The sequence below is a fragment of the Bradyrhizobium sp. 134 genome (genome assembly GCF_023074155.1).
In the GTDB taxonomy this organism is placed as follows: domain Bacteria; phylum Pseudomonadota; class Alphaproteobacteria; order Rhizobiales; family Xanthobacteraceae; genus Bradyrhizobium.
The window spans coordinates 351310-371265 of sequence record NZ_JADPKX010000006.1; the positions used below are offsets into that span (position 1 = coordinate 351310).

The following is a 19956-nucleotide window of genomic DNA, read 5'->3' on the forward strand; positions in this document are numbered from 1 at the left end:
GCCCAAGGAAGAGGGGCGTATCGCGATCGTCACGAACGCGGGCCGGACGGCGGTGGACGTTGGTCACATCGGCGCGAACGGCTTCGCAGGGGCGGGCAACCGTGGGCGAAGGCCTCGCGCACACGACCGGTGTGATCGGCGTACGGCGAAATCGTGTGGTCCTGACGCCCGGGGTCTGTGCGTCAAGCGTTGCGGTGATGTGGGCTGCCCAACCGGGCGCACGCGTCAGCCATCCGCAAGGCGACGGGGGCAATAGTGCATCGCTCCCCGGGGAGAGCGCGACATAAGCTGTAAAGCCACTGCGCAGGGAAGGCCGGATGTTTTGGCTTCACCTGTATGCCGCTGTGCAATCTTGTTCACGACAATCTCACACAGTGGACCGCGGGTGCCAGCCGGCACCCGGTCTTCCCTGCGCCCTCTTTCATTTGAGGGGGAGGCGATGAAGCAAAGCTCGGGCGAACACGCCGCGAGGATGCGAAGGTGTGTCTGCGCTCCGGAATGCGAATGGACGCGCGACCCTGCCACCCAAAGACTCCGTCATTGCGAGCGGAGCGAAGCAATCCAGTCTGCCGCCGCGGAAAGATTCTGGATTGCTGCGCTGCGCTCGCAATGACGAGGATGATGGAAGTGCCCGGCGCCGAGATTGCAAAGCTGCTCGCCGCTTTCAGCCAGCGCGCTTCACGGGCGGCGTAACTCGGACGGATAACAGTCATAGACCAGCGCCTTGAAGGCGGGCGTGATGCGGCTGCGCTCGTTCTGGGTCTGCTGCATCAGCAGGTAGACCATATCGAGCTTGGGATCGACGCCGAAATAGGTGCCGCTGCCACTGTCCCATTTCAACTCGCCGAGCGAGCCCGGCGGCGGCGGTTTGGCGTTGCCGGGATCGGTCCGCACCGCAAGGCCATAGCCATAGCCGAAACCGTCGCCCGGAAAATAGAAATAGTCGCGTCCGACGCCCGAGCCCGGCCCGACGTGATCGGTCGTCATGGCCTTGAACGCCGCAGGACTGAGATAGCGCTTGCCGTCGAACTCGCCGCCATTGAGCAGCATCTGCGAGAAGCGCTGATAGTCGGTGATGGTCGAGAGCAGGCCGCCGCCGCCGGACTGCCATTCGGGATGGTCGAGGCGCTCGCGCTCGGCGGCGAGCAGGATGTTGTCGTTCGGCAGGGGCCGCGCCATCCGCGCGAGCTCGTCCTCGGTCGCCAGCGCGAATTTTGTGCTGCTCATGCCGAGCGGATCGAAGATGCGCTGCTTGAGGAATGCGTACAGCGTCTGGCCCGAGATGATCTCGATGACGCTGCCGAGCACGTCGGTGGAATGACCGTAGCGCCACAGCGTTCCCGGTTGCCGTGCCAGCGGCAGCCTCGCGATTCGTTGGGCGAACTCCCTGTTGTCGAATTGACCTTCGAAGATGTTGGCGGCCTTGTAGGCCTGCTCAACCCATTTGCCGCCGATATAGTCGTAGCTGATGCCCGAAGTGTGCCGCAGCAGATCCTCAATGTTGACGGGACGGACCGGGGCCACGAGATCCACCTTCAGCGTGCCGTCGGGATTGGTGACCTCGAGGCCCACCTTAGTGTCGGCAAAGAGGGGAATGTATTTCGACACGGAGTCGGTGAGCGCAAGCTTGCCCTGGTCGATCAGCATCATCGCGCCGAGGCACGTGACCGGCTTGGTCATCGAGTGGATGGCGAAGATCGTATCGGACGTCATCGCGAGGCCCGTCCTGGTGTCGCGCACGCCAAAAGTCTTCAGATAGACCGGCTTGCCGTGCTGCTGGACCAGCACCACTACGCCCGGCAGCCGGCCGCTCGTCACCTCGTTGTCAAAATACGCGGTGATACGGTCGAGCCCGTCGGACGACGGCGCGGGGACGTCGGCGGCGCGGCTTCGCGCCATCGTGCCGGCCAGCAGCGCGGCTCCGACCAGAAATTCACGACGCTTCATCCGGGCTTCCTCCCTTGCCGGGATCAAAGCCGCAAGACGTCGAAGGCGTCAACACGCCTTCGGTTAAAACCGCGTCACGATTTCAGAAAGGACCGGTCGCGGACGGTCCTCGCTCGGCCTGGTCGGCTTGCCGATATGGACGAAGCCGGCAAGTTTCTCGTCCGGCTTGAGGCCGAGGCCGTCCAGCACGTCGCGATCGAACGAGAACCAGCCGGTCAGCCAGCAGGCGCCGTAGCCGAGCGCGGTCGCGGCCGTGACAATGTTCATGACGCTGGCGCCGGCCGACAATTCCTGCTCGAAGGCCGGCACTTTCGGATGCGGCTTGGTGAAGCTGACGATGCCGATCACCAGCGGCGCATCCGTGAGGCGTTTGCGCTCGGTCTCGACATCGGCCGCTGCCGCGCCGGGATTCTTCCGGGCGAACACCTTCGCGATCACCTCGCCGGCGCGCTCGCGCGCATCGCCCTCGAAGATGATGAAGCGCCAGGGCGCGAGCTTGCCATGGTCGGGCACGCGCGCGCCGATGGTGAGGATGGTCTCGAGCTCGGCCGGGGAGGGGCCGGGCCCGGACATCTCGCGCGGCTTGACCGAGCGGCGGGTCTTCAGGAGTTCGATGGCGTCGGGCACTGCGGTTTCCTCTTCGGCTGGTCGTCGGGCGTGCAATCCCCACATAGGAATGCACGCCCGCAACCGAAAGCGAGTTTAGACCGATTTCAGATGTCAGGCCGCGCCGCGCGCCCGCTTCACATCCGGCGGGGTCGCCTCGTCGACGAGGGCGGCGATGGCCTCCACCCTCGTCGTCACTTGCTGACCGTCGCTGCCGAGCCGGCGGATCGAGACCGACTGCGTCTCGGCCTCTTTCTTGCCGACCACGAGCAGTGCCGGAATCTTGGCCAGCGAATGCTCGCGGACCTTGTAGTTGATCTTTTCGTTGCGCAGGTCGATCTCGGCCCGAAGTCCCGCACGCCGGACCTGCTCCAGCACCTGCTTGGCATACTCGTCGGCTTCCGACGTGATGGTGGTGACCACCACCTGCACCGGCGACAGCCAGAGCGGGAAGTTGCCGGCATAGTGCTCGATCAGGATGCCGATGAAGCGTTCCATCGAACCGCAAATCGCGCGGTGCACCATGACCGGCGGCTTCTTGCCGCTGTCGTGGTCGATGTAGAACGCACCGAACCGTTCCGGCAGGTTGAAGTCGACCTGCGTGGTGCCGCACTGCCAGTCGCGGCCGATGGCGTCGCGCAGCACATATTCGAACTTCGGCCCGTAGAAGGCGCCTTCGCCCGGATTGATCTCGGTCTTGATGTGATTGTTCTGCGACTGGATCTCACGCAACACCGTCGCCATCACGCGCTCGGCGTGATCCCACATCGCGTCGGTGCCGACGCGTTTTTCCGGCCGGGTCGACAGTTTGACGGTGAGATCGCCGGTGAACCCGAAATCGGCGTAGGTCGACAGGATCAGCTCGTTGATCTTCAGGCACTCGTCGGCGAGCTGATCCTCCATGCAGAAGATGTGCGCGTCGTCCTGGGTGAAGCCGCGCACGCGCATCAATCCATGCATCGCGCCGGACGGCTCGTAGCGGTGCACCACGCCGAACTCGGCGAGCCGCAGCGGCAGGTCGCGGTAGCTCTTCAGGCCATGCTTGAAGATCTGCACGTGGCCCGGGCAGTTCATCGGCTTCAGCGCGAACCAGCGCTTGTCCTCGGCCTCCTCGCCGGCCGACTGCGCCGCGAACATGTTCTCGCGGTACCAGCCCCAATGGCCCGACGTCTCCCACAGCGACTTGTCGAGGATCTGCGGGGCGTTGACCTCGCTATAGTCGCCGGCCAAGCGCCGGCGCATATAGGCGATCAGCTGCTGGAAGATGGTCCAGCCCTTGGCGTGCCAGAACACGACGCCCGGGCCTTCCTCCTGGAAATGGAAGAGGTCGAGCTCGCGCCCGAGCTTGCGATGGTCGCGCTTTTCCGCTTCCTCGATCTGCTTCAGATAAGCGTCGAGGTCCTCCTGCTTGGCGAACGCCGTGCCGTAGATGCGGGTCAGCATCGGGTTGTTGCTGTCGCCGCGCCAATAGGCGCCGGCCACTTTCATCAGCTTGAAGGCGTTGCCGACCTTGCCCGTCGAGGTCATGTGCGGGCCGCGGCAGAGATCGAACCAGTCGCCCTGGTAATAGATCTTGATCGGCTCGTTGCCGGGAATGGCGTCGACCAGCTCGACCTTGAACGCTTCGCCCTTGTCGCGGAACACCTGTTTCGTCTTTTCGCGATCCCAAACCTCCTTGGTAAAAGGCTTGTCGCGCGCGATGAGCTCGCGCATCTTTTTCTCGATCGCGGCAAAGTCCTCCGGCGTGAACGGCTCGTTGCGGAAGAAATCGTAATAGAAGCCGTTCTCGATCACGGGACCGATGGTGACCTGGGTGCCCGGCCACAGCGTCTGCACGGCTTCGGCAAGTACGTGGGCGCAGTCATGGCGGATCAGCTCGAGCGCGCGCGGATCGTCGCGGTTGATCAGCTCGATCCTGGCGTCGGCTTCGATGGGATCGTCGAGGTCGGAGACCACGCCGTCGAGCGCCATCGCGACCGTGCGCTTGGCCAGCGACGGCGAAATGCCTTTGGCGAGTTCGAGGCCGGTGATGCTCTTGGCGTATTCGCGCCGGGCGCCGTCGGGGAAGGTAAGGGTGATTTTTTCCGGCGGGGTCACGGGCCTCAAATTGCTGAGGCTGTACTGGAAGCCGGATTCGGACTTGGGCTGCTCGGACTTGGATTGGTCCTTGGATTGGTCGTTGGGCTGGTCGGTCATGGCGTGTCTCCTGAGGCTCACTCCTGCGAACGAGCGCAGGTAAGCGGGAACGAGCGATATATCAGGCGATTCGGCCTGCGCAATCCGGCATTTCCAAGAAACCGGCGCGCAAAAGCGGGGGCGCTGCACGAACTATTCCGGGCAACGCCCTTTAACTGGTCGCAAGCCCGCTCTACATGCGTTTGCATGGAAAATGCATGCGCGGGCCGTTTCGCGCCAACCGCCCTGATGCTCGGCAATCTCGTCACCGGCTGCTCGGTCTTGGCACCGGCGGGCATGCTGCCGGAATTGGCGACGGGGCTCGACGTCAGCATCCATGCGGCCGCGCTCCTGATCACCTTCGGGGCTGTCATCCTGTGCATCGGCTCGCCGCTGACGGCCTGGCTCACCAGCCGGATCGAACGCCGGACGCTGCTCACCACGACGCTCGCGGTGCTCGCCTTTGGCAATCTCGCCTCTGCCTTTGCGCCCGATTATGCAAGCCTCCTCGTCATCCGCCTGGTGATGCTCGCGGTCGGCGCGCTCTACACGCCGCAGGCCGCCGGTACGGCGGCGTTGATCGTGCCGGTGGAGCGTCGCGGCAGTACGATTGCCTACATCTTTCTCGGCTGGTCGCTCGCTGCCGCCGTCGGCCTGCCGCTGATCACGTTTATCGCCAGCCGCTATGGCTGGCGCGCGGCCTATGGCGGGATCGGCGCGCTCGGCTGCATCAGCTTCCTGCTGTTGCTGATGCGACTGCCGGCGGGCTTGAAGGGCGCGCCCGTGGATCTGAAGACCTGGAGCGCGGTCAGTCGCAACAGAACGATTCTGCTTCTGCTTGCGATCACGATGTTGCAGATGTCCGGGCAGTTCGTGGTGTTCACCTTCATGGGGCCGCTGCTCAACAAGCTGACCGGCGCAGGACCTGATGCGATCGGCATGGTGTTCGCCCTCTATGGCGTCTGCGGCTTCCTCGGCGTTGTCATCGCGACCCGCATCGTCGATACCTCCGGACCCTATCGCACCTCGCTGCTGTTCACCTGGCTGCTGCTTGCGGGAATCACCGGCTGGGCGCTCGGCGCCGGCACGCTCGCGTTGATGGCGGGTGCGGTCGCGATCTGGGGCCTCGGCTTTGCCTCGACCAATTCGATGCAGCAGGTGCGGCTGGTCTCGGCGGCACCGTCGCTGGCATCGGCGACCGTCGCACTCAACACCTCCGTCCTCTATATCGGCCAGGCGGTCGGCTCTGCCGTCGGCGGACTGCTGTTCGCCCGCGAACTCCTGCATACGCTCGGCTTCGTCGCGGTCGGCTTCGTCGTGCTGGCGCTGATCCTGGTGGTCCTGACCCGGCCCCGGCCGGCAACTGCCGCCCCGGCCTGAGCGGAAGCGTGTCCGTGTGCGCAAGGTGCTTGGCAAACCGCGCGCCGGAAGGCTAGAAGGCCGGTCATGGGGACCAAAGAGGGACTGAGATGAGGATGATTCTGGCGGTTGCCGCGGTGCTCTATTCAGCTTCCGCTTTCGCGCAAGCCGACAAGCCACCAATGATCGGGGACAAGCCGTTGGTGCAGGTCAAGCCCAAGGGCACCAAGGCCGGGACCAAGGAGGCTGCGGCCAAGCCGGCTGCGGCCCCGAAGGGCAAGCCGCAATCGATCGCGGCGCGGCTCCAGGCCTGCCTCGACCTCGATGATGGCACCAAAGACCGGCTCAATTGCTACGACGCCGTGATCGCGCCGACGCCGAAGCCCAAGCCGGCGAAGGCTAAGGGCTACGCCGATTGCCGTTTCTTCAAGGAAGAGGACGAGCGGCTGGCCTGCTTCAACGGCTTTGCCGAGAGCATTCCGAAGCTGCCAAAAACCTGAGGCAGTTAAGACCCGAAGGATCAGGAGCCGGACGGTTAGTCGCTGATCCGGCTCAGCACGGCCCTAAAGGCAACGCCCGGCAGTTGCAGTGCGGTACCTTCGAATTCCGCACTATCGCCATCCTCCCGGCCGGCGAGCGTCAGCGTGATCCGGTCAAGACCGAACAAGGCCTTGAAGCAAGGGTCGTCATTGTGGCGCTCGGTCGAGATCTTGACTCTGATGCTGTCGCCTTCGCCCGTGCAGGTGCCGATGAACGCGAAAACGGAATTGCCGCCGCGCATCTTGCCCTCGGTCACATAGACGACGCCGCAACCCGTGCCGTGAACCGTGTGGAAGTCGACCTTGTAGAGTCCCTGACGCACAGCATGTCCCCGCAGAATCCCAAATACGACTTGGTCGGCAAAGTATGATTGTTGCCAGTGGAAGCAATCCGGTCGGCCCCGGGACCGTCGGCCATCAACATCACATTTTGATCAAGGCTCGAGAGAGTTGCGGGCCGTGCAGCCAAATGCCGACAGGCGCAATATCGGAAGCTTACCGGCTCGATGCGGATGAATTGGTGGAGGCCACGCGCGTGAGCGCGAGTGATGGCGTCGCCGACATCTTCACCAGGACGTCCTTGAGCGGGTCCCTCGTCCACGCTCGCGTCACATAGTCGCGATGGGTAATGCCGTCCCCGGTTTCGACGAACACCACGCTGCCCGGACGCAAGGGGCCGTCCATGTCTTCGGAGACGGTGATGCCCTTCTGCCGCAGCGTGCTCATCAGTTCGCGGTCGCGCCGCGCGGTGTAGTGGGTGTAGGAGCTGACGAAGAAGCCCGAGCGGTGGCTCTCGATCCATGAGGCGAACTTGTCCATCTCGCCATAGACGGCGTCGAGCAACACGACGCCGCGGACACGGTCGCTGATGCCACCAACCTCGAGGCTCCAGGCCGTCGGCAGGAAGCCGCCGCTGTAGCCGACGATCACGATCGGCATATTGGCGAAGGCGCGGGCGCTGTTGGGATCGCCGGTGAGGCGAGCGAGATGGTTCGCCGACTCGTCGATGAAACGCTTGAGGCCGCCGGCCTGCCAGAATTTTCCTGCGCTGGAATCGGCAGCATCGACCGCCATCTGCGGTGCGAGCAGGATGGCATTGGCGCCGGAATCGGTGACCTGCTGCGGCACCAGCTGTCGGTCGCGCACATCGCGCTCGAGTGTCGCGCCATTACCGTGGAAGAACACCACGATCACGCCTGGCTTCCGCACGTCGAAATGTTCGGGCACGTGCATCAGGACGCGATTATCGTTGTAAGTCTCGTCCTGCCAGAATACGCGCCCGGAATAGCTGCGGTGGCCGCGGCGATCGCCCTTGGAGATATTGAGGAACGGCGCGTCGGAAGCAGGGTTGTTGCCGAAATATGGGAAGGCTGACGACTTCATGCTGACGAGCGTCGTCAGGTCCTCGCGCGGCGGACGCTGGTATGGGGCCTGCGGCGCGAGCGAAGCGACCTTGTAGGGCGCCTGCTCCGGCTGCTGCTGCACGGCGCGCTTGGGTGAGAAGTCCGACATCTGCCGTTGCAGAAAACCCTCGCTCGCGGAGGGGAAGCGCTCCCTGAACTGGGGGGCCGGGAAGCGATCCTCGAACGAGTCGCTGCTTGCGACTTGCTGGTTTGTCTTCGCAACGACCTGCACGTTGGCGGGGACGTTGCCTTGGACGTTGGCTTGCGAGTTCGCCGCGAGCGCCGCTGGATTGGGCGCCTTGCCGCATTGAACCAGGGTCAGCGACAACGGCACCAAGGCTGAGATCAGGGCAAGCCGGAGCGCACGACCGCGCGCGCCGGACCTGGCCTGGTCGGCGCAGATGTCAGTTCTCGGTTTCGGAACGGCCCCGACCATTCACCCATGACCCCAAGTCACGACCACAAGTCCATCGGCAATCATTAAGGCAATTGAGCCGATGGGCGTTTAGGCGACGTTAAGTGTCCGGAGAAACTTCCCCACATCCGGAACGCTCAAAGGGACCACGCAATCGTGTCGTGATTGTGGGGGGGGAGGCGGGATGTCCCGGTGTTTACGAAGCTTTATTGCCCGGATCGTGGATTAATGGTGCTAGAGTACCGAAGTGGCCCCGCCTCATTTAACCCTTGTTAACCCTGCTTGAATTGACTGGACCGAGCTGCACGATGCTTCCCACGAGGCGTGACGCCTGAGGTTGAGGACGGCGATGACGGCATCAGATGCGGGTACTGCACCCTGGACCGGCCGGCTGACCGGAAGCGGGTCGGGGGTCTCCGTTCTGGTCGCGACCGCCATCGTCGTGGCCGACATGATCGGGGTCGGCGTCTTCACCAGCCTCGGCTTCCAGGTCAAGGACATCCCCTCGGGCTTCTCGATCCTCCTGCTGTGGACCGTCGGCGGCATCGTCGCGCTGTGCGGGGTATTCTCCTACAGCGAGCTCGGCGCGATGTTTCCGCGCTCGAGCGGCGAATACAATTTTCTCGGCCGTGCCTATCATCCCGCCTTCGGCTTTCTCGCCGGCTGGGTGTCGGCAACGGTTGGTTTTGCAGCACCCGTCGCGCTCGCCGCGATGGCGTTTGGCGAATACGCCAAATCGGTCGTCCCCGGTGTGCCGCCGATCCCGCTTGCCATCGCCGTCGTATGGCTGGTCTCGCTCGTGCAATTGACCGGCGTCAGGCACTCCTCGACCTTCCAATTGATCTCGACCGCCCTGAAGGTAGTGCTGATCGTTGCCTTCCTGGTTGCCGGCTTCATCGTCGGCGTGCCGCAGCCGATCGCCTTCACGCCGCAGGCCGGCGATCTCGCGCACATCGTCAGCGCGCCTTTCGCGATCGGGCTCGTGTTCGTGATGTATTCGTTCTCGGGCTGGAATGCCGCGACCTACATCATCGGCGAGATGAACATGCCGCAGCGCGACCTGCCGCGCGCGCTGCTCGCGGGCACGCTGATCGTGCTCGTGCTGTACGTCGCGCTGAATGCGGTGTTTCTCCATTCGACCCCGGTCGGCGCGCTCGCGGGTCAGCTCGACGTCGCCAGCGTCGCCGGCAGCGCGATCTTCGGTAATCTCGGCGGCCGAATCGTCGGCGCGATGATCTGCTTCGGCCTGATCTCATCGATCAGCGCGATGATGTGGATCGGCCCGCGCGTGATGATGACGATGGGGGAGGACATTCCGGCGCTGCGCGTGTTCTCGCAGAGATCGGTCCGCGGCGCGCCGGCCTATGCCATCCTGTTTCAGCTCGCCGTCGCCAATCTGCTGCTGTTCACCCGCAGTTTCGAGGCCGTGCTCGACTTCATCCAGTTCGCGCTCTTGTTCTGCTCGTTCTTCACGGTCGCCGGCGTCATCAAGCTGCGTATCACCGATCCCGATTTGCCGCGGCCCTATCGCGCCTGGGGATACCCGTTCACGCCGCTCGTTTTCCTGCTCGTGACCGCGTTCATGATGTACTATTTGTTGACCGAGCGGCCCGTGCAATCGCTGTTGGGGATGCTCGTCATGCTCTCGGGCCTGTTGATTTATGCTGTTTTCCGCAGACGGCCGGTCGCCGCTGGCACTTCATCACATTGCGAATAGACATGTTTCGACCCATGAGAATTGCGGCCGTCGCTCTCGCCTTGCTGGCTGCGACCGTCTCGTCCGCACGTGCCGCCGAGGCGACCTTCGACGACACCGCGCGCTTCCTCGCGGGCATGCAGCCTTCGGCCGATTCGCCGCTGGTGCCGCTCACAAAGGACCCGGGTTGGCAGCGCCACGCAAAGTTCTTCGACGGCGCCTTCGCCCAGCTCGAGCAGCGCCAGCTCTCGAAGATCCGCAACTGGGCCGACGTCAATCTGGCGGCGCCCAGGCCGACCATGTTTTATTTGTTCAGCGGTCCCGACTTCCTCTATGCCAACGCCTTCTATCCCAAGGCCAGCACTTACGTGCTTGGCGCGCTGGAGCCGGTCGGTGCGGTGGCTGACCTGACGCGATTGCCGCGCGGCTCGGTCGGCGCCGCGCTCTACAATGTCGAGCGCTCACTCGGCTCGATCCTGAGTTTTTCCTTCTTCATCACCAAGCAAATGAAGGTCGACCTGCACACCAACCAGGTCAACGGCACCTTGCCGATCCTCTATGTTTTCCTCGTCCGCTCCGGCAAGACCATCCGCAATGTCGAGATGGTCGCACTCGACGACAAGGGCGGCGTGCATGTCGGCAACGACAATCCAGGGCCGAACGCGACGCGCGGCGCCCGCATCACCTTTGCAGGCCCCGACGGCGAGGCGCGCACGCTGTACTATTTCTCGACCGATCTCTCCAATTCGGGTGCACGCGCCGCCGGCTTCCTGAAGTTCTGCGAGACGCTCGGCCCCGGCAACAGCCTGATCAAGAGTGCGTCCTATCTGCTGCATTCCGGCAACTTTACCGTCGCGCGCGATTGGTTGCTGGCCAACAGCGCGACCATCGTCCAGGACGATTCCGGCATTCCGCTTTCGAGCTACAATTCGCGGCAATGGCGGTTCTTCCCGTTCGGCCGCTATCTCGGACCCATCGGCGAATTTCCCGGCCGCTATCAGGAGCGCTACGCCGCATTGTTCACGCGCGCCCAGCCGATCGACTTCGGCGTCGGTTACCGCTGGCGGATGCGCGAGTCGAACTTGCTGCTGTCGGTGAAGGTGCCGGGAAGCGAGACGGCGCCGGGCGCGGAGACCACCTCGTCCGCCGAGCCGCCGCCGAAACCGCCGCGTCCGAAGCGGCCACGTCCGCCCGAGCCAGTCCCGCCGCCACCCGGACGCTTTTTCTGGTCCCGCTGACTACCAGTGCACGCTCTGGCTCGGCACGATGAACGCCGTCGTACTGGGCGGCGTGGCAGTGCTCGTCGCCAGATACCAGCCCGAGCCGACGACGAGCACAAGCAGGCCGATGATAGCGAGCATGTCGAGGGTTCTGGGATCGTGGCCTCGCGAACCACCCCGCGAATCCCGTCCAGACCTGAAGTGAAAATGAGGGCTGATTTTCCAGCGCATTGTTGTTTCCTCCCGCAGGAGCATCACATCAATGCGAGGAAAGGATTTCGGTTCCACTCAAGGTAGCGACGGGAGGCGCCGCATCATGCTCAGGGTGCGTTGACGCCGCGCCAGCGGCCGTAGCGCCAAGGCAGATACCAGCGCGAAGCTTGCGGTGTGGTGAGGGGCACGTTGTCGATTCCCGAGGTGCCGAACGGGTTGCAACGGAGCAGGCGGGCGAGCGTCATCCAGCCGCCGGCCCACAGCCCGAATCTTTCGATGGCCTCGTCGCCATAGACCGAGCAGGTCGGCAGGTGCCGGCAATTGTAGCCAACCAGCGGCGAGAGCGTGTGGCGGTAGAGCCAGATCAGCGCGCGGCCGAATCTGCGTGGAAGCCGGCGCGCGCCCGCGACGGGATTGAAACAGTGCTCGCAAGTTGATTGCTTCATGGGCGCTTTGCTGAGATTGTGGGCGAGGTTCTGCGCGGTTCCGACGCAGGGAACTGTAACCTGTTGTTTGTGCGTCATATTTTGCATGCTTTTTGGGAGCAGTGCAGCAAGTGCCTATGGACGAGCTGTATTCCCCCGGATACCATTTTTGTGACGTTCATGTGAGACTCATTGGAACGTCAGAACGGGGCTTGGCTGAGTCGGCTCGCCGTAAGGCTTGCGCTAAAGCTTGGGACTTGGGGAAGGGACCAGTTTGAAACTTCTGAAGGCGCTCAAACTTCGCGGCTGGTTGCTGGTGGGAACCGCTGCTTGTGGAGTCGTGCTGGCTGGCGCCGTCGCGACGCTCGGGTCGTCGGCCCGGGCCGGTGTTGCCCTCGAAGAGCGCAAGCTGCCAATGAAGTTCGGCTGGGTCGCCTGCGAGCCGAATTGCCGCGGGTGGGTCAGCGCGGTCGGCATCATCACCGCCGATACGCCGAGGGACTTCGAAGAGTTTTCCCGCGGACGCCAGCTCGGCGGCGCCACCGTGGTGCTCGATTCCAGCGGTGGTTCCGTCAACGACGCGATCACGCTCGGCCGGCGCTTCCGCAATCTCGGACTTCTGACCACGGTCGGCATCAGCCTTCAGAACCGCGGCGGGCAGTCGGTCCGTCCGGCGGTCTCGCCTGAGGCCTATTGCGAATCCATGTGCGTGTTCCTGTTGCTGGCCGGCAAGAAGCGCTACGTGCCGGAAGCGGCCCATGTCCGGGTCCACCAGATCTGGATGGGCGATCGCGCCGACGATGCCAAGGCAGCGAGCTACAGCGCGCAGGATTTGATGATCGTGGAGCGCGACATCGGCCGGCTCGCCAAATACACGTTCGACATGGGCGGTGCCGGCGACCTGCTGTCGCTCGCGCTCAGCGTCCCGCCCTGGGAAGACTTGCACGAACTCGATGCAGGCGAGCTCAAACTCACAAATCTCGTGACGACGGATCTCGTGGCCGACGTGCTGCCGCATGTCGACATCTCCGCGCCGGCAATGGCGGAGCTTGCACCGAAGACCCAGGCAAGGTTCGGTGCGGAACCGGAGCAGCCCGCCAAGTCGACCAAGACGGCGGAAGCCCTGGTGCCGACGGGCGGCGTAGCCACGCCGGTCGCGGCATCGCAGAAGTAGTCTCGAATTTCTGATCTCGTTTCCGGGCCTAGCCACGCGCCGGAATCAGCCTCCGGACTCAGCCTTGCGCCGCAGCCGGCTGCTTCGCTTTCGCCTCGATCTGGCCGATGGCATCGACCACGGCATCGAAGGTCAGGAGCGTCGAGGCGTGGCGCGCCTTGTAGTCGCGGACCGGCTCGAGGAACTTGATCTCTGCCCATTTGCCTTCAGGAGGCGCGCCGTTCTCCTTCAGCATCTTGCGAACAGTTTCGCGTAACTCACGGAGTTCGCTCGCAGTCGATCCGACGATCTGACTTGCCATGATGGATGAAGAAGCTTGTCCCAGCGCGCAGGCCTTCACGTCGTGGGCGAAGTCGGTGACCTTGTCGCCCTCCATCTTGAGGTCGATCTTGACGGTCGAGCCGCACAGCTTGGAGTGGGCGGTGGCGGTGGCATCGGGATTCGACAACCGTCCGAGCCGCGGAATATTCCCGGCCAGTTCGATGATCCGCTTGTTATAAATGTCGTTCAGCATGTGATGGAGTCCAGCAGGATCGGCCTTGGCGTGCGCCGTCCACGGCCCTATATAGGGTCGGAACTGGCGGAAAAACAGTCCAGCGCTGCAGCACTGGTGTGATCCAGAACCGTGCTGCCGGCGTTAATTCGAAGACCTTTTCGCCGAAACTGTTCTCTCAGGCGTCCGGCGGCTCGCCGCCCCGTCTGCCGGTGACACTCCGGCCGCAAGGCCGTCGAACGGAGTAGACATGGACGCTACCATCAAATCCATCCGCCCCAACAAGCCCTCCGACCGGCAGCCCGATGGCCGTCCGGCGGAGCTTGATCCTTCCGAATTCCTCGCCGCCGCCGTCCGCGCCGACCAGCCGCGCCCGGCGCGCGCCGAGGCCGAGCAGGCAGTGAAGACGCTGCTCGCCTATATCGGCGAGAACACCAACCGCGAGGGCTTGCTCGACACGCCGCGCCGCGTGGTCGAGGCTTTCGACGAACTCTATCAGGGCTACCACCAGTGCCCGGCCGAGGTACTCGATCGCACCTTCGGCGAGACCGCCGGCTATGATGATTTCGTCCTTGTGCGCGACATCGAGTTCACCTCGCAATGCGAGCATCACATGATGCCGTTCTACGGCAAGGCGCACATCGCCTACACGCCGGTGGAACGCGTGGTCGGCCTCTCGAAGCTTGCGCGCCTCACCGACATCTTCGCCCGCCGGCTCCAGACCCAGGAGCACATGACCGCGCAGATCGCGGCGGCGATCGACGAGATCCTCAAGCCGCGCGGCGTTGCCGTGCTGATCGAGGCCGAGCATACCTGCATGTCGGTGCGCGGCGTCGCCAAGCATGGCGCTTCCACCTTCACCAGCCGCTTCACCGGCATGTTCCGCGACAATCCGGCGGAGCAAGCTCGTTTTCTGTCCCTGGTGCGGGGCCTGCAGCGCTGACCTCGCGAATAGACCGGCGAGGGCATTGTGTCCGCTCACTCCCATGAAACCGAGGAAGGTCTCGCCTTCCTTCCCAGGTTCGACGCGGCCGGGCTCGTGACCGTCGTCGCGACCGACGTCGCCACCGGCGACGTGCTGATGGTCGCGCACATGAACGACGAGGCGGTGCGCAGGACCATTGCGACCGGCGAGGCCTGGTACTTTAGCCGCTCGCGCAATGCCTTGTGGCGAAAAGGTGAGACCTCGGGTCAGACCCAGCGCGTGGCCGAGATCCGCACCGATTGCGATCAGGATGCAATCTGGCTCCGCGTCGAGCAGATCGGCGCGGCGTGTCACACCGGCCGCCGGTCCTGCTTCTACCGCAAGGTCGAGGCCCAAGACGGCGGCGCTATGCTCGTCTTCGTCGATGCGGACAGGCTGTTCGATCCGGACGCGGTGTACAAGAAGTAGTCCTGCCGTCACTCGCAGGGCGGAGCTGGCGATCCGATTAACCCCGCATTAACCATACCTGTCCCACGGTGAGACGACAGGGCGCTGAATTGCCGGCGCACTCAACGCCGTGCGGTGCGGGCACTTCATCATGTCGGTCGACAATTCCAGTGCCTCTCAGACGGCGGTTCTCGATCCGTCGCGGGCACGCGTCGCCGGTGCGATCAAGCAGGCCTCGAACGTCGCTGGCGTCAGCTTCCAATACATGCTGACCACCGCCAAGATGGAATCTGATTTCGATCCCACGGCCGGGGCGACGACGTCATCGGCGCACGGGCTCTACCAGTTCATCGACCAGACCTGGCTCGGCACGGTGAAGGAAGCGGGCACCCAGCTCGGCTATGGCAACTATTCCGACGCCATCACCAGGACGTCGTCGGGGACCTACACCGTCGATGATCCCGCGATGAAGCGATCGATCATGAAGCTGCGAGACGATCCGGAGGCTGCCTCCAGCATGGCGGCTGCGCTGACGCAGTCGAACAGCTTCAAGCTCACCGGCCTGCTCGGCCGCAGGCCGTCCGACAGCGAACTCTACATGGCGCATTTCATGGGCGTCGGCGGCGCCGCGAAGCTGATCGCCAACGCCGAGGACAATCCGCAAGCGGTCGGTGCGCGGTTGTTTCCTAACGCTGCGTCCGCCAATCGCTCGATCTTCTATGCCAAGGACGGCCGCGCGCGCAGCGTCTCCGAGGTCTATTCGGTGCTGGATGCGCGCTACGCCGGCGCGGCAAATTCGAAAACCACCCGCAGCGCGATGGTGATGTATGGCGGCACGCCATCGACCACGCAGGTCGCGAGCGCGAACGGCGTACAGCCTGCCGCGCCGCTGATCGACAATGCTGCGTATCTCCAGACCTTTCCGAACACACGCGCGGTGACGCCGGTCAGCGCGACAGCGCCAATGACGGTCGCGGACAATGCACCGGGCACGCCGGTGTTTCGCTCGATCTATCAGCCTGGCGACACCACCCAGCCGGTCTCGACGACCGTGCAGAAATTGTGGGGCAACAATGCCTCGCTCACCTCGGTCGCACCCGCGACCTCGGTCGCACCAGCGACCTCGGTCGCATCGGCAACGCCCGACGTCCGGCCGCCGCAGCCGCTTGATCTCTTCAGCGATCGCAGCGGAACGTTCTCAAGCTAATACGCACGCCCTTGTCTCGGACACGTCGCAGCGTGAACGCTGCTGCGCAGGTCCCCGCGCGTGAACGGCCGCCTTTGTTCCCTTAACAAAACGTCAATAAAACCAGCCAGTTATGGTGAACGCTTTGTTAAGCGTCGTGGTTTATTTTGTGTTGCAGGTGACAAGCCGTCACCGCTTCGTCTTCGTTGCGTAAGCCGGAAGCACCATGATTGTTCGGCAGTTCATCAATTGGATCAGGACGGCGCCCGCTGGCGAGCGGGCCGAGGCGACGCGGGCGCTGGCCCGGGCCTGGCTGATCTCAGACCTTTCCCATGACGACCGTATTGCCGCTGAAGGCGCGCTTCTGATGCTGCTCGACGATCCCTCGCCGCTAGTGCGGCAGGCGATGGCCGAGGCGTTTGCGCGCAGCACCGAGGCGCCGGCGTCGATCGTGCGGGCGCTGTCGGCGGACCAGCCGACCGTCGCGTTGCCCGTGCTTGAACATTCTCCGCTGCTGATCGACGCCGATCTCGTCGACATCGTCGCGACCGGCAACGACGAGGTGCAGTGCGCGGTCGCGCGCCGCATCGCGCTGCCGGTATCGGTCTGCGCCGCCATTGCCGAAGTCGGCTGCGCGGCGGCAGCGCTCGAGCTGATCGAAAATCCTCATGCCGAGCTTGCGCCATTCTCCTGGGATCGCATCGTCGAGCGTCACGGCCATCTCGCCGCGATCCGCGAGGCGATGCTGGTGCTGGAGGATCTGCCGTCCGCCACGCGCGCTGCGCTGGTGGCAAAACTCTCGGAGACGCTGGCTCAATTCGTCGTGGCCCGGAACTGGCTGAGTGCCGACCGCGCCGAGCGGATCGCGACCGAGGCGCGCGACCGCTCCACCATGAATATCGCGGCGCGCTCACGCGGCGAAGACATGGAAGGTCTTGTTCGGCACCTGCGCATCACCGGCCAGCTCACAGCGGGTCTCATTCTGCGCGCGCTGCTGTCGAGCAATCTGGACCTGTTCGATGCGGCGCTGGCTGAGCTCGCCGAGCTGCCGCTGGCGCGCGTGTCCGCGCTGCTGCACGATCGCGGCGGCAATAGCCTGCAGGCGCTGCTCCGGCGCGCCGGGCTTCCCGAGGCGACGTTTGCGGCCTTCCAGGTCGCGCTCGATGCCTGCCACGAGCAAGGCTTCGTCGACAGCGACGACAATGCGGTGCGGCTGCGCCGCCGCATGGTCGAGCGCGTGCTCACCCATTGCGAGACCGACCGCGGCGCGACCGAGCCGCTGATGGTCCTGCTGCGCCGCTTCGCCACCGAGTCCGCGCGCGAAGAGGCAAGGCTGTTCTGCGACGAGCTCGTCGCGGAGGAGATGGTTGATCCTGTCTATGACGATCTGATCGCGGCCTAATTCGATATCCGAGATAGGGCAGGTCTAAACCGCAAACTCCGTCATTGCGAGCGCAGCGAAGCAATCCAGAATCCCACCGCGGGGACAGTCTGGATTGCTTCGCCGCGCTCGCAATGACGAGAGGAGAGAGGCGAGCCCTTACCCCGCCGGCGCGATGCTCGGCGCCAGGATCACCTCGAGATGCTCGGGGCGATCGCGGTTGGCGTCGGCGAGATAGTCGTCGGCGACCTTGCGCAGGCGCCGGCTGAGCTCGGCGGAGACGCTGATGCTGTCGAGCTTGGTGTTCTCGTGCACGATGGCGAGGATGGCGTTGATGTGGTGCGTGAACAGCTCGGCCGGCACCTTTTCCAGATCGGGCGCGTGCTCGATGACACGGCACAGGCTCTCGGCTACGCCGGCCGCCGCCGGATAGCCGAAGGTCGCGGCATCGCCCTTGATGTCGTGCGCGGCGCGAAACAACTCGTCGCGCCTGTCCTTGGTGAAGCCGTCGTGCCGGATGGCGACGTAGGCGGCCGACAGCCGGTTGATCTCGGTCGCCATCCAGTCCTTGAACTCGCCGGCGAGGCCCGCGAGCGCCTGCTCGGCCCGGCCGACCGGATCGTCCATGTCCTTCTCTTCGACACGGCGCAGGACCGACCGCAGCGGGTTGGGCTGCGTGATGATTTGATGCGTGGCGAAGGCCGTGATCTCGATGTCTCTTGCGCTGTTCTTCGCCATGATATCGGCCTTGATCGTGAGAGACGTTGCGCTAGATGGAGGAGCGGGCCTTGTCGAGCAGCGAGGGCTGCTGCAGCACCTCGTGCTTTTCGCCGACGCGGCGCTCGGGACCCATATAGGCGGAGGTGATGTTGCGGCGCCGGTCCGGGCCGAAATAGGTCTTGGTCTTGATGAAGGGTCGGGGACTGGCGACCACGTTGAGGATGCGCTGGTAGAGCCCCTTGGCCGAGATCGGCTTGGCCAGGAATTCGGTCACGCCGGCATCGCGCGCCACCGTGACGCGGCGCTTCTCGGAATGGCCGGTCAGCATGATGATCGGCGCGTAAGGATTGCCCTTGGATTCCGGCTGCCGGATCATCTGCGCCAGCTCGAGCCCGTCGAAGATCGGCATCGCCCAGTCGGTGATGACGATGTCGGGCACGTAATGGCTGTACATTTCCAGCGCCGTGGCGCCGTCCTCGGCCTCGTAGACTTCACGCGCGCCAAAGGAATGCAGCAGCGTCCGCAGGATGCGGCGCATGTGCGGATTGTCGTCGCAGACGAGGAAACGCAGCTTGTTGAAATCGATGCGGAACATGGAGCCCGGGCCGGAGCGGTCAACTTTCGTTAACCATATCTCGCCGGGGGTTAATGAAGGGTTGCGATCGGCAGTCCGGCGAGGCGGCTCAGGAGCCGAACTGTTCGCGCAGAATGCGCTCTTCCAGGCTGTGACCGGGGTCGAACAGCATGCGCATTGAGATGGTCCTGTCGGACAGCACCTCGACGCGGCGGACGTCGCGCACCTCGTCGTGGTCGGCGACCGCCGCCACGGGGCGCTTGTCGCCCTCCAGCACCTCGATCACGACATAAGCCGTGTTCGGTAGCAGCGCGCCGCGCCAGCGTCGCGGGCGGAAGGCGCTGATCGGTGTCAGCGCCAGCAGCGCAGCGTTGATTGGCAGGATCGGTCCCTGGGCGGACAGATTGTAGGCGGTCGAGCCGGCCGGCGTTGCCACCATGATGCCGTCGGCGATCAGCTCGGACATGCGCTCGCGCTCGTCGATCAGGATCCGCAGGCGCGCGGCCTGGTAGGTCTGCCGGAACAGGGCGACCTCGTTGATGGCGTGATGCAGGTGAACGCGGTCGTTGGCGTCGGTCGCGCGCATCAGGAGCGGGTGGATCTCGGATTCCTGCGCGGCCTCGAGACGGGCCCGAAGATCGACGGTCGAGTACTCGTTCATCAGGAAGCCGACGGTGCCGCGGTGCATGCCGTAGATCGGCTTGCCCGTATGCATGTGCTGATGCAGCGTCTGGAGCATGAGCCCGTCGCCGCCGAGCGCGACCACGATGTCGGCGTCCTTCGGATCGCAATTGCCGAAGTCTCTGGTGAGCTGGCCGAAGGCGGCTTGCGCCTCGCTGCTCGGGCTGGCGACGAAGGCGATCCGGTCGTATCGCGCTGGCTTGGTCATGGCTTCGGGCAGGGCCGCTGGCTGGAGAAAGTTCCGCCGGGCTCGTCTAACGATCTCGACCCCGATTGTCGAGGATGACCGCCCTTCACACCAGACCGGCAACTGCCCATTCCGATTTGAGGACGAAACCGGCTCGATTTGTGCCCAACCGGGCTCTTCAGGCGCCGCT

General features: G+C 64.3%; 20 protein-coding genes. 9 read left to right on the forward strand and 11 right to left on the reverse strand.

Annotated elements, in window-relative coordinates:
- Window positions 1-678: 678 nt before the first annotated feature.
- The 3 genes from IVA75_RS02505 to thrS form a co-directional block, all read right to left on the reverse strand.
- Window positions 679-1947, reverse strand: a complete 1269-nt coding sequence (locus IVA75_RS02505) for a serine hydrolase domain-containing protein (RefSeq protein WP_247287124.1) — start codon at window positions 1945-1947, stop codon at window positions 679-681.
- A gap of 63 nt (window positions 1948-2010) precedes the next feature.
- Complete coding sequence (locus IVA75_RS02510) at window positions 2011-2574, reverse strand: nitroreductase (RefSeq protein WP_027567815.1); 564 nt, start codon at window positions 2572-2574, stop codon at window positions 2011-2013.
- 93 nt (window positions 2575-2667) lie between these two features.
- The gene (gene thrS, locus IVA75_RS02515) at window positions 2668-4749 is read right to left on the reverse strand and encodes a threonine--tRNA ligase (protein WP_247287123.1); all 2082 of its coding nucleotides are present in this window, start codon (window positions 4747-4749) and stop codon (window positions 2668-2670) included.
- Between the two features lie 186 nt (window positions 4750-4935).
- Here thrS and IVA75_RS02520 point away from each other — a divergent pair, with 186 nt between their 5' ends.
- A complete protein-coding gene (locus tag IVA75_RS02520; protein ID WP_247287122.1) occupies window positions 4936-6108 on the forward strand; it encodes an MFS transporter in 1173 nt (390 codons plus the stop codon).
- An 89-nt stretch (window positions 6109-6197) separates the two neighbouring features.
- Window positions 6198-6587, forward strand: coding sequence for a hypothetical protein (locus IVA75_RS02525; protein ID WP_027567818.1), 390 nt, complete (start codon window positions 6198-6200; stop codon window positions 6585-6587).
- A 35-nt stretch (window positions 6588-6622) separates the two neighbouring features.
- On the opposite strand, the gene IVA75_RS02530 is transcribed toward IVA75_RS02525, so the two are convergent.
- Both IVA75_RS02530 and IVA75_RS02535 read right to left on the reverse strand, forming a co-directional pair.
- On the reverse strand, window positions 6623-6949 hold the full coding sequence (locus IVA75_RS02530; protein ID WP_247287121.1) for a GrlR family regulatory protein: 327 nt from the start codon (window positions 6947-6949) through the stop codon (window positions 6623-6625).
- Between the two features lie 172 nt (window positions 6950-7121).
- Window positions 7122-8465 (reverse strand): alpha/beta hydrolase, encoded by a 1344-nt coding sequence (locus IVA75_RS02535; protein WP_247287120.1) that lies wholly within the window; start codon window positions 8463-8465, stop codon window positions 7122-7124.
- A gap of 328 nt (window positions 8466-8793) precedes the next feature.
- On the opposite strand from IVA75_RS02535, the gene IVA75_RS02540 reads away from it, so the two are divergent.
- Both IVA75_RS02540 and IVA75_RS02545 read left to right on the forward strand, forming a co-directional pair.
- The gene (locus tag IVA75_RS02540; RefSeq protein WP_247287119.1) at window positions 8794-10161 is read left to right on the forward strand and encodes an amino acid permease; all 1368 of its coding nucleotides are present in this window, start codon (window positions 8794-8796) and stop codon (window positions 10159-10161) included.
- Window positions 10162-10163: 2 nt separating this feature from the next.
- A complete protein-coding gene (locus IVA75_RS02545) occupies window positions 10164-11378 on the forward strand; it encodes a hypothetical protein (RefSeq protein ID WP_247287118.1) in 1215 nt (404 codons plus the stop codon).
- On the opposite strand, the gene IVA75_RS02550 is transcribed toward IVA75_RS02545, so the two are convergent.
- Entirely contained in the window at window positions 11379-11591 is a 213-nt protein-coding gene (locus IVA75_RS02550; protein ID WP_247287117.1) for a hypothetical protein, read from the reverse strand.
- 89 nt (window positions 11592-11680) lie between these two features.
- Window positions 11681-12019, reverse strand: a complete 339-nt coding sequence (gene yidD / locus IVA75_RS02555) for a membrane protein insertion efficiency factor YidD (protein ID WP_247287116.1) — start codon at window positions 12017-12019, stop codon at window positions 11681-11683.
- A 253-nt stretch (window positions 12020-12272) separates the two neighbouring features.
- Between yidD and IVA75_RS02560 the strand changes: the two genes are divergently transcribed.
- Window positions 12273-13172, forward strand: coding sequence for a hypothetical protein (locus IVA75_RS02560; RefSeq protein WP_247287115.1), 900 nt, complete (start codon window positions 12273-12275; stop codon window positions 13170-13172).
- Between the two features lie 58 nt (window positions 13173-13230).
- Here IVA75_RS02560 and IVA75_RS02565 read toward each other — a convergent pair whose 3' ends face one another.
- Window positions 13231-13686, reverse strand: coding sequence for an iron-sulfur cluster assembly scaffold protein (locus tag IVA75_RS02565; protein ID WP_027518679.1), 456 nt, complete (start codon window positions 13684-13686; stop codon window positions 13231-13233).
- A 229-nt stretch (window positions 13687-13915) separates the two neighbouring features.
- Between IVA75_RS02565 and folE the strand changes: the two genes are divergently transcribed.
- The 4 genes from folE (at window position 13916) to IVA75_RS02585 (ending at window position 17625) form a co-directional block, all read left to right on the forward strand.
- The gene (folE, locus tag IVA75_RS02570) at window positions 13916-14608 is read left to right on the forward strand and encodes a GTP cyclohydrolase I FolE (protein ID WP_247287114.1); all 693 of its coding nucleotides are present in this window, start codon (window positions 13916-13918) and stop codon (window positions 14606-14608) included.
- Window positions 14609-14635: 27 nt separating this feature from the next.
- Window positions 14636-15058, forward strand: coding sequence for a phosphoribosyl-AMP cyclohydrolase (gene hisI / locus IVA75_RS02575; protein ID WP_247287113.1), 423 nt, complete (start codon window positions 14636-14638; stop codon window positions 15056-15058).
- Between the two features lie 88 nt (window positions 15059-15146).
- Window positions 15147-16244, forward strand: a complete 1098-nt coding sequence (locus IVA75_RS02580; protein ID WP_247287437.1) for a lytic transglycosylase domain-containing protein — start codon at window positions 15147-15149, stop codon at window positions 16242-16244.
- 205 nt (window positions 16245-16449) lie between these two features.
- Window positions 16450-17625 carry a DUF2336 domain-containing protein gene (locus IVA75_RS02585; protein ID WP_247287111.1) on the forward strand — a complete coding sequence of 392 codons (1176 nt, stop codon included), beginning with the start codon at window positions 16450-16452 and terminating at the stop codon, window positions 17623-17625.
- Window positions 17626-17763: 138 nt separating this feature from the next.
- Here the strand turns inward: IVA75_RS02585 and IVA75_RS02590 are convergent, their stop codons facing one another.
- The 3 genes from IVA75_RS02590 to IVA75_RS02600 all read right to left on the reverse strand — a co-directional run bounded on the left by IVA75_RS02590 (window position 17764) and on the right by IVA75_RS02600 (window position 19787).
- The gene (locus tag IVA75_RS02590; protein WP_027567830.1) at window positions 17764-18342 is read right to left on the reverse strand and encodes an Hpt domain-containing protein; all 579 of its coding nucleotides are present in this window, start codon (window positions 18340-18342) and stop codon (window positions 17764-17766) included.
- 31 nt (window positions 18343-18373) lie between these two features.
- Entirely contained in the window at window positions 18374-18919 is a 546-nt protein-coding gene (locus tag IVA75_RS02595; protein ID WP_027567831.1) for a response regulator, read from the reverse strand.
- Between the two features lie 88 nt (window positions 18920-19007).
- Window positions 19008-19787, reverse strand: a complete 780-nt coding sequence (locus IVA75_RS02600; protein WP_007602648.1) for an NAD kinase — start codon at window positions 19785-19787, stop codon at window positions 19008-19010.
- Window positions 19788-19956: the final 169 nt, after the last annotated feature.

Excerpts from the sequence above, each read along its gene's own strand:
- folE (WP_247287114.1), top strand. The coding sequence starts at position 13,916 with ATGGACGCTACCATCAAATCCATCCGCCCCAACAAGCCCTCCGACCGG.
- IVA75_RS02550 (WP_247287117.1), bottom strand. The coding sequence starts at position 11,591 with ATGCGCTGGAAAATCAGCCCTCATTTTCACTTCAGGTCTGGACGGGAT.
- IVA75_RS02565 (WP_027518679.1), bottom strand. The coding sequence starts at position 13,686 with ATGCTGAACGACATTTATAACAAGCGGATCATCGAACTGGCCGGGAAT.
- IVA75_RS02545 (WP_247287118.1), top strand. The coding sequence starts at position 10,164 with ATGTTTCGACCCATGAGAATTGCGGCCGTCGCTCTCGCCTTGCTGGCT.
- IVA75_RS02540 (WP_247287119.1), top strand. The coding sequence starts at position 8,794 with ATGACGGCATCAGATGCGGGTACTGCACCCTGGACCGGCCGGCTGACC.
- thrS (WP_247287123.1), bottom strand. The coding sequence starts at position 4,749 with ATGACCGACCAGCCCAACGACCAATCCAAGGACCAATCCAAGTCCGAG.
- IVA75_RS02600 (WP_007602648.1), bottom strand. The coding sequence starts at position 19,787 with ATGACCAAGCCAGCGCGATACGACCGGATCGCCTTCGTCGCCAGCCCG.
- IVA75_RS02535 (WP_247287120.1), bottom strand. The coding sequence starts at position 8,465 with ATGGTCGGGGCCGTTCCGAAACCGAGAACTGACATCTGCGCCGACCAG.
- IVA75_RS02505 (WP_247287124.1), bottom strand. The coding sequence starts at position 1,947 with ATGAAGCGTCGTGAATTTCTGGTCGGAGCCGCGCTGCTGGCCGGCACG.
- IVA75_RS02590 (WP_027567830.1), bottom strand. The coding sequence starts at position 18,342 with ATGGCGAAGAACAGCGCAAGAGACATCGAGATCACGGCCTTCGCCACG.
- IVA75_RS02585 (WP_247287111.1), top strand. The coding sequence starts at position 16,450 with ATGATTGTTCGGCAGTTCATCAATTGGATCAGGACGGCGCCCGCTGGC.
- IVA75_RS02525 (WP_027567818.1), top strand. The coding sequence starts at position 6,198 with ATGAGGATGATTCTGGCGGTTGCCGCGGTGCTCTATTCAGCTTCCGCT.
- yidD (WP_247287116.1), bottom strand. The coding sequence starts at position 12,019 with ATGAAGCAATCAACTTGCGAGCACTGTTTCAATCCCGTCGCGGGCGCG.
- IVA75_RS02595 (WP_027567831.1), bottom strand. The coding sequence starts at position 18,919 with ATGTTCCGCATCGATTTCAACAAGCTGCGTTTCCTCGTCTGCGACGAC.
- IVA75_RS02520 (WP_247287122.1), top strand. The coding sequence starts at position 4,936 with ATGGAAAATGCATGCGCGGGCCGTTTCGCGCCAACCGCCCTGATGCTC.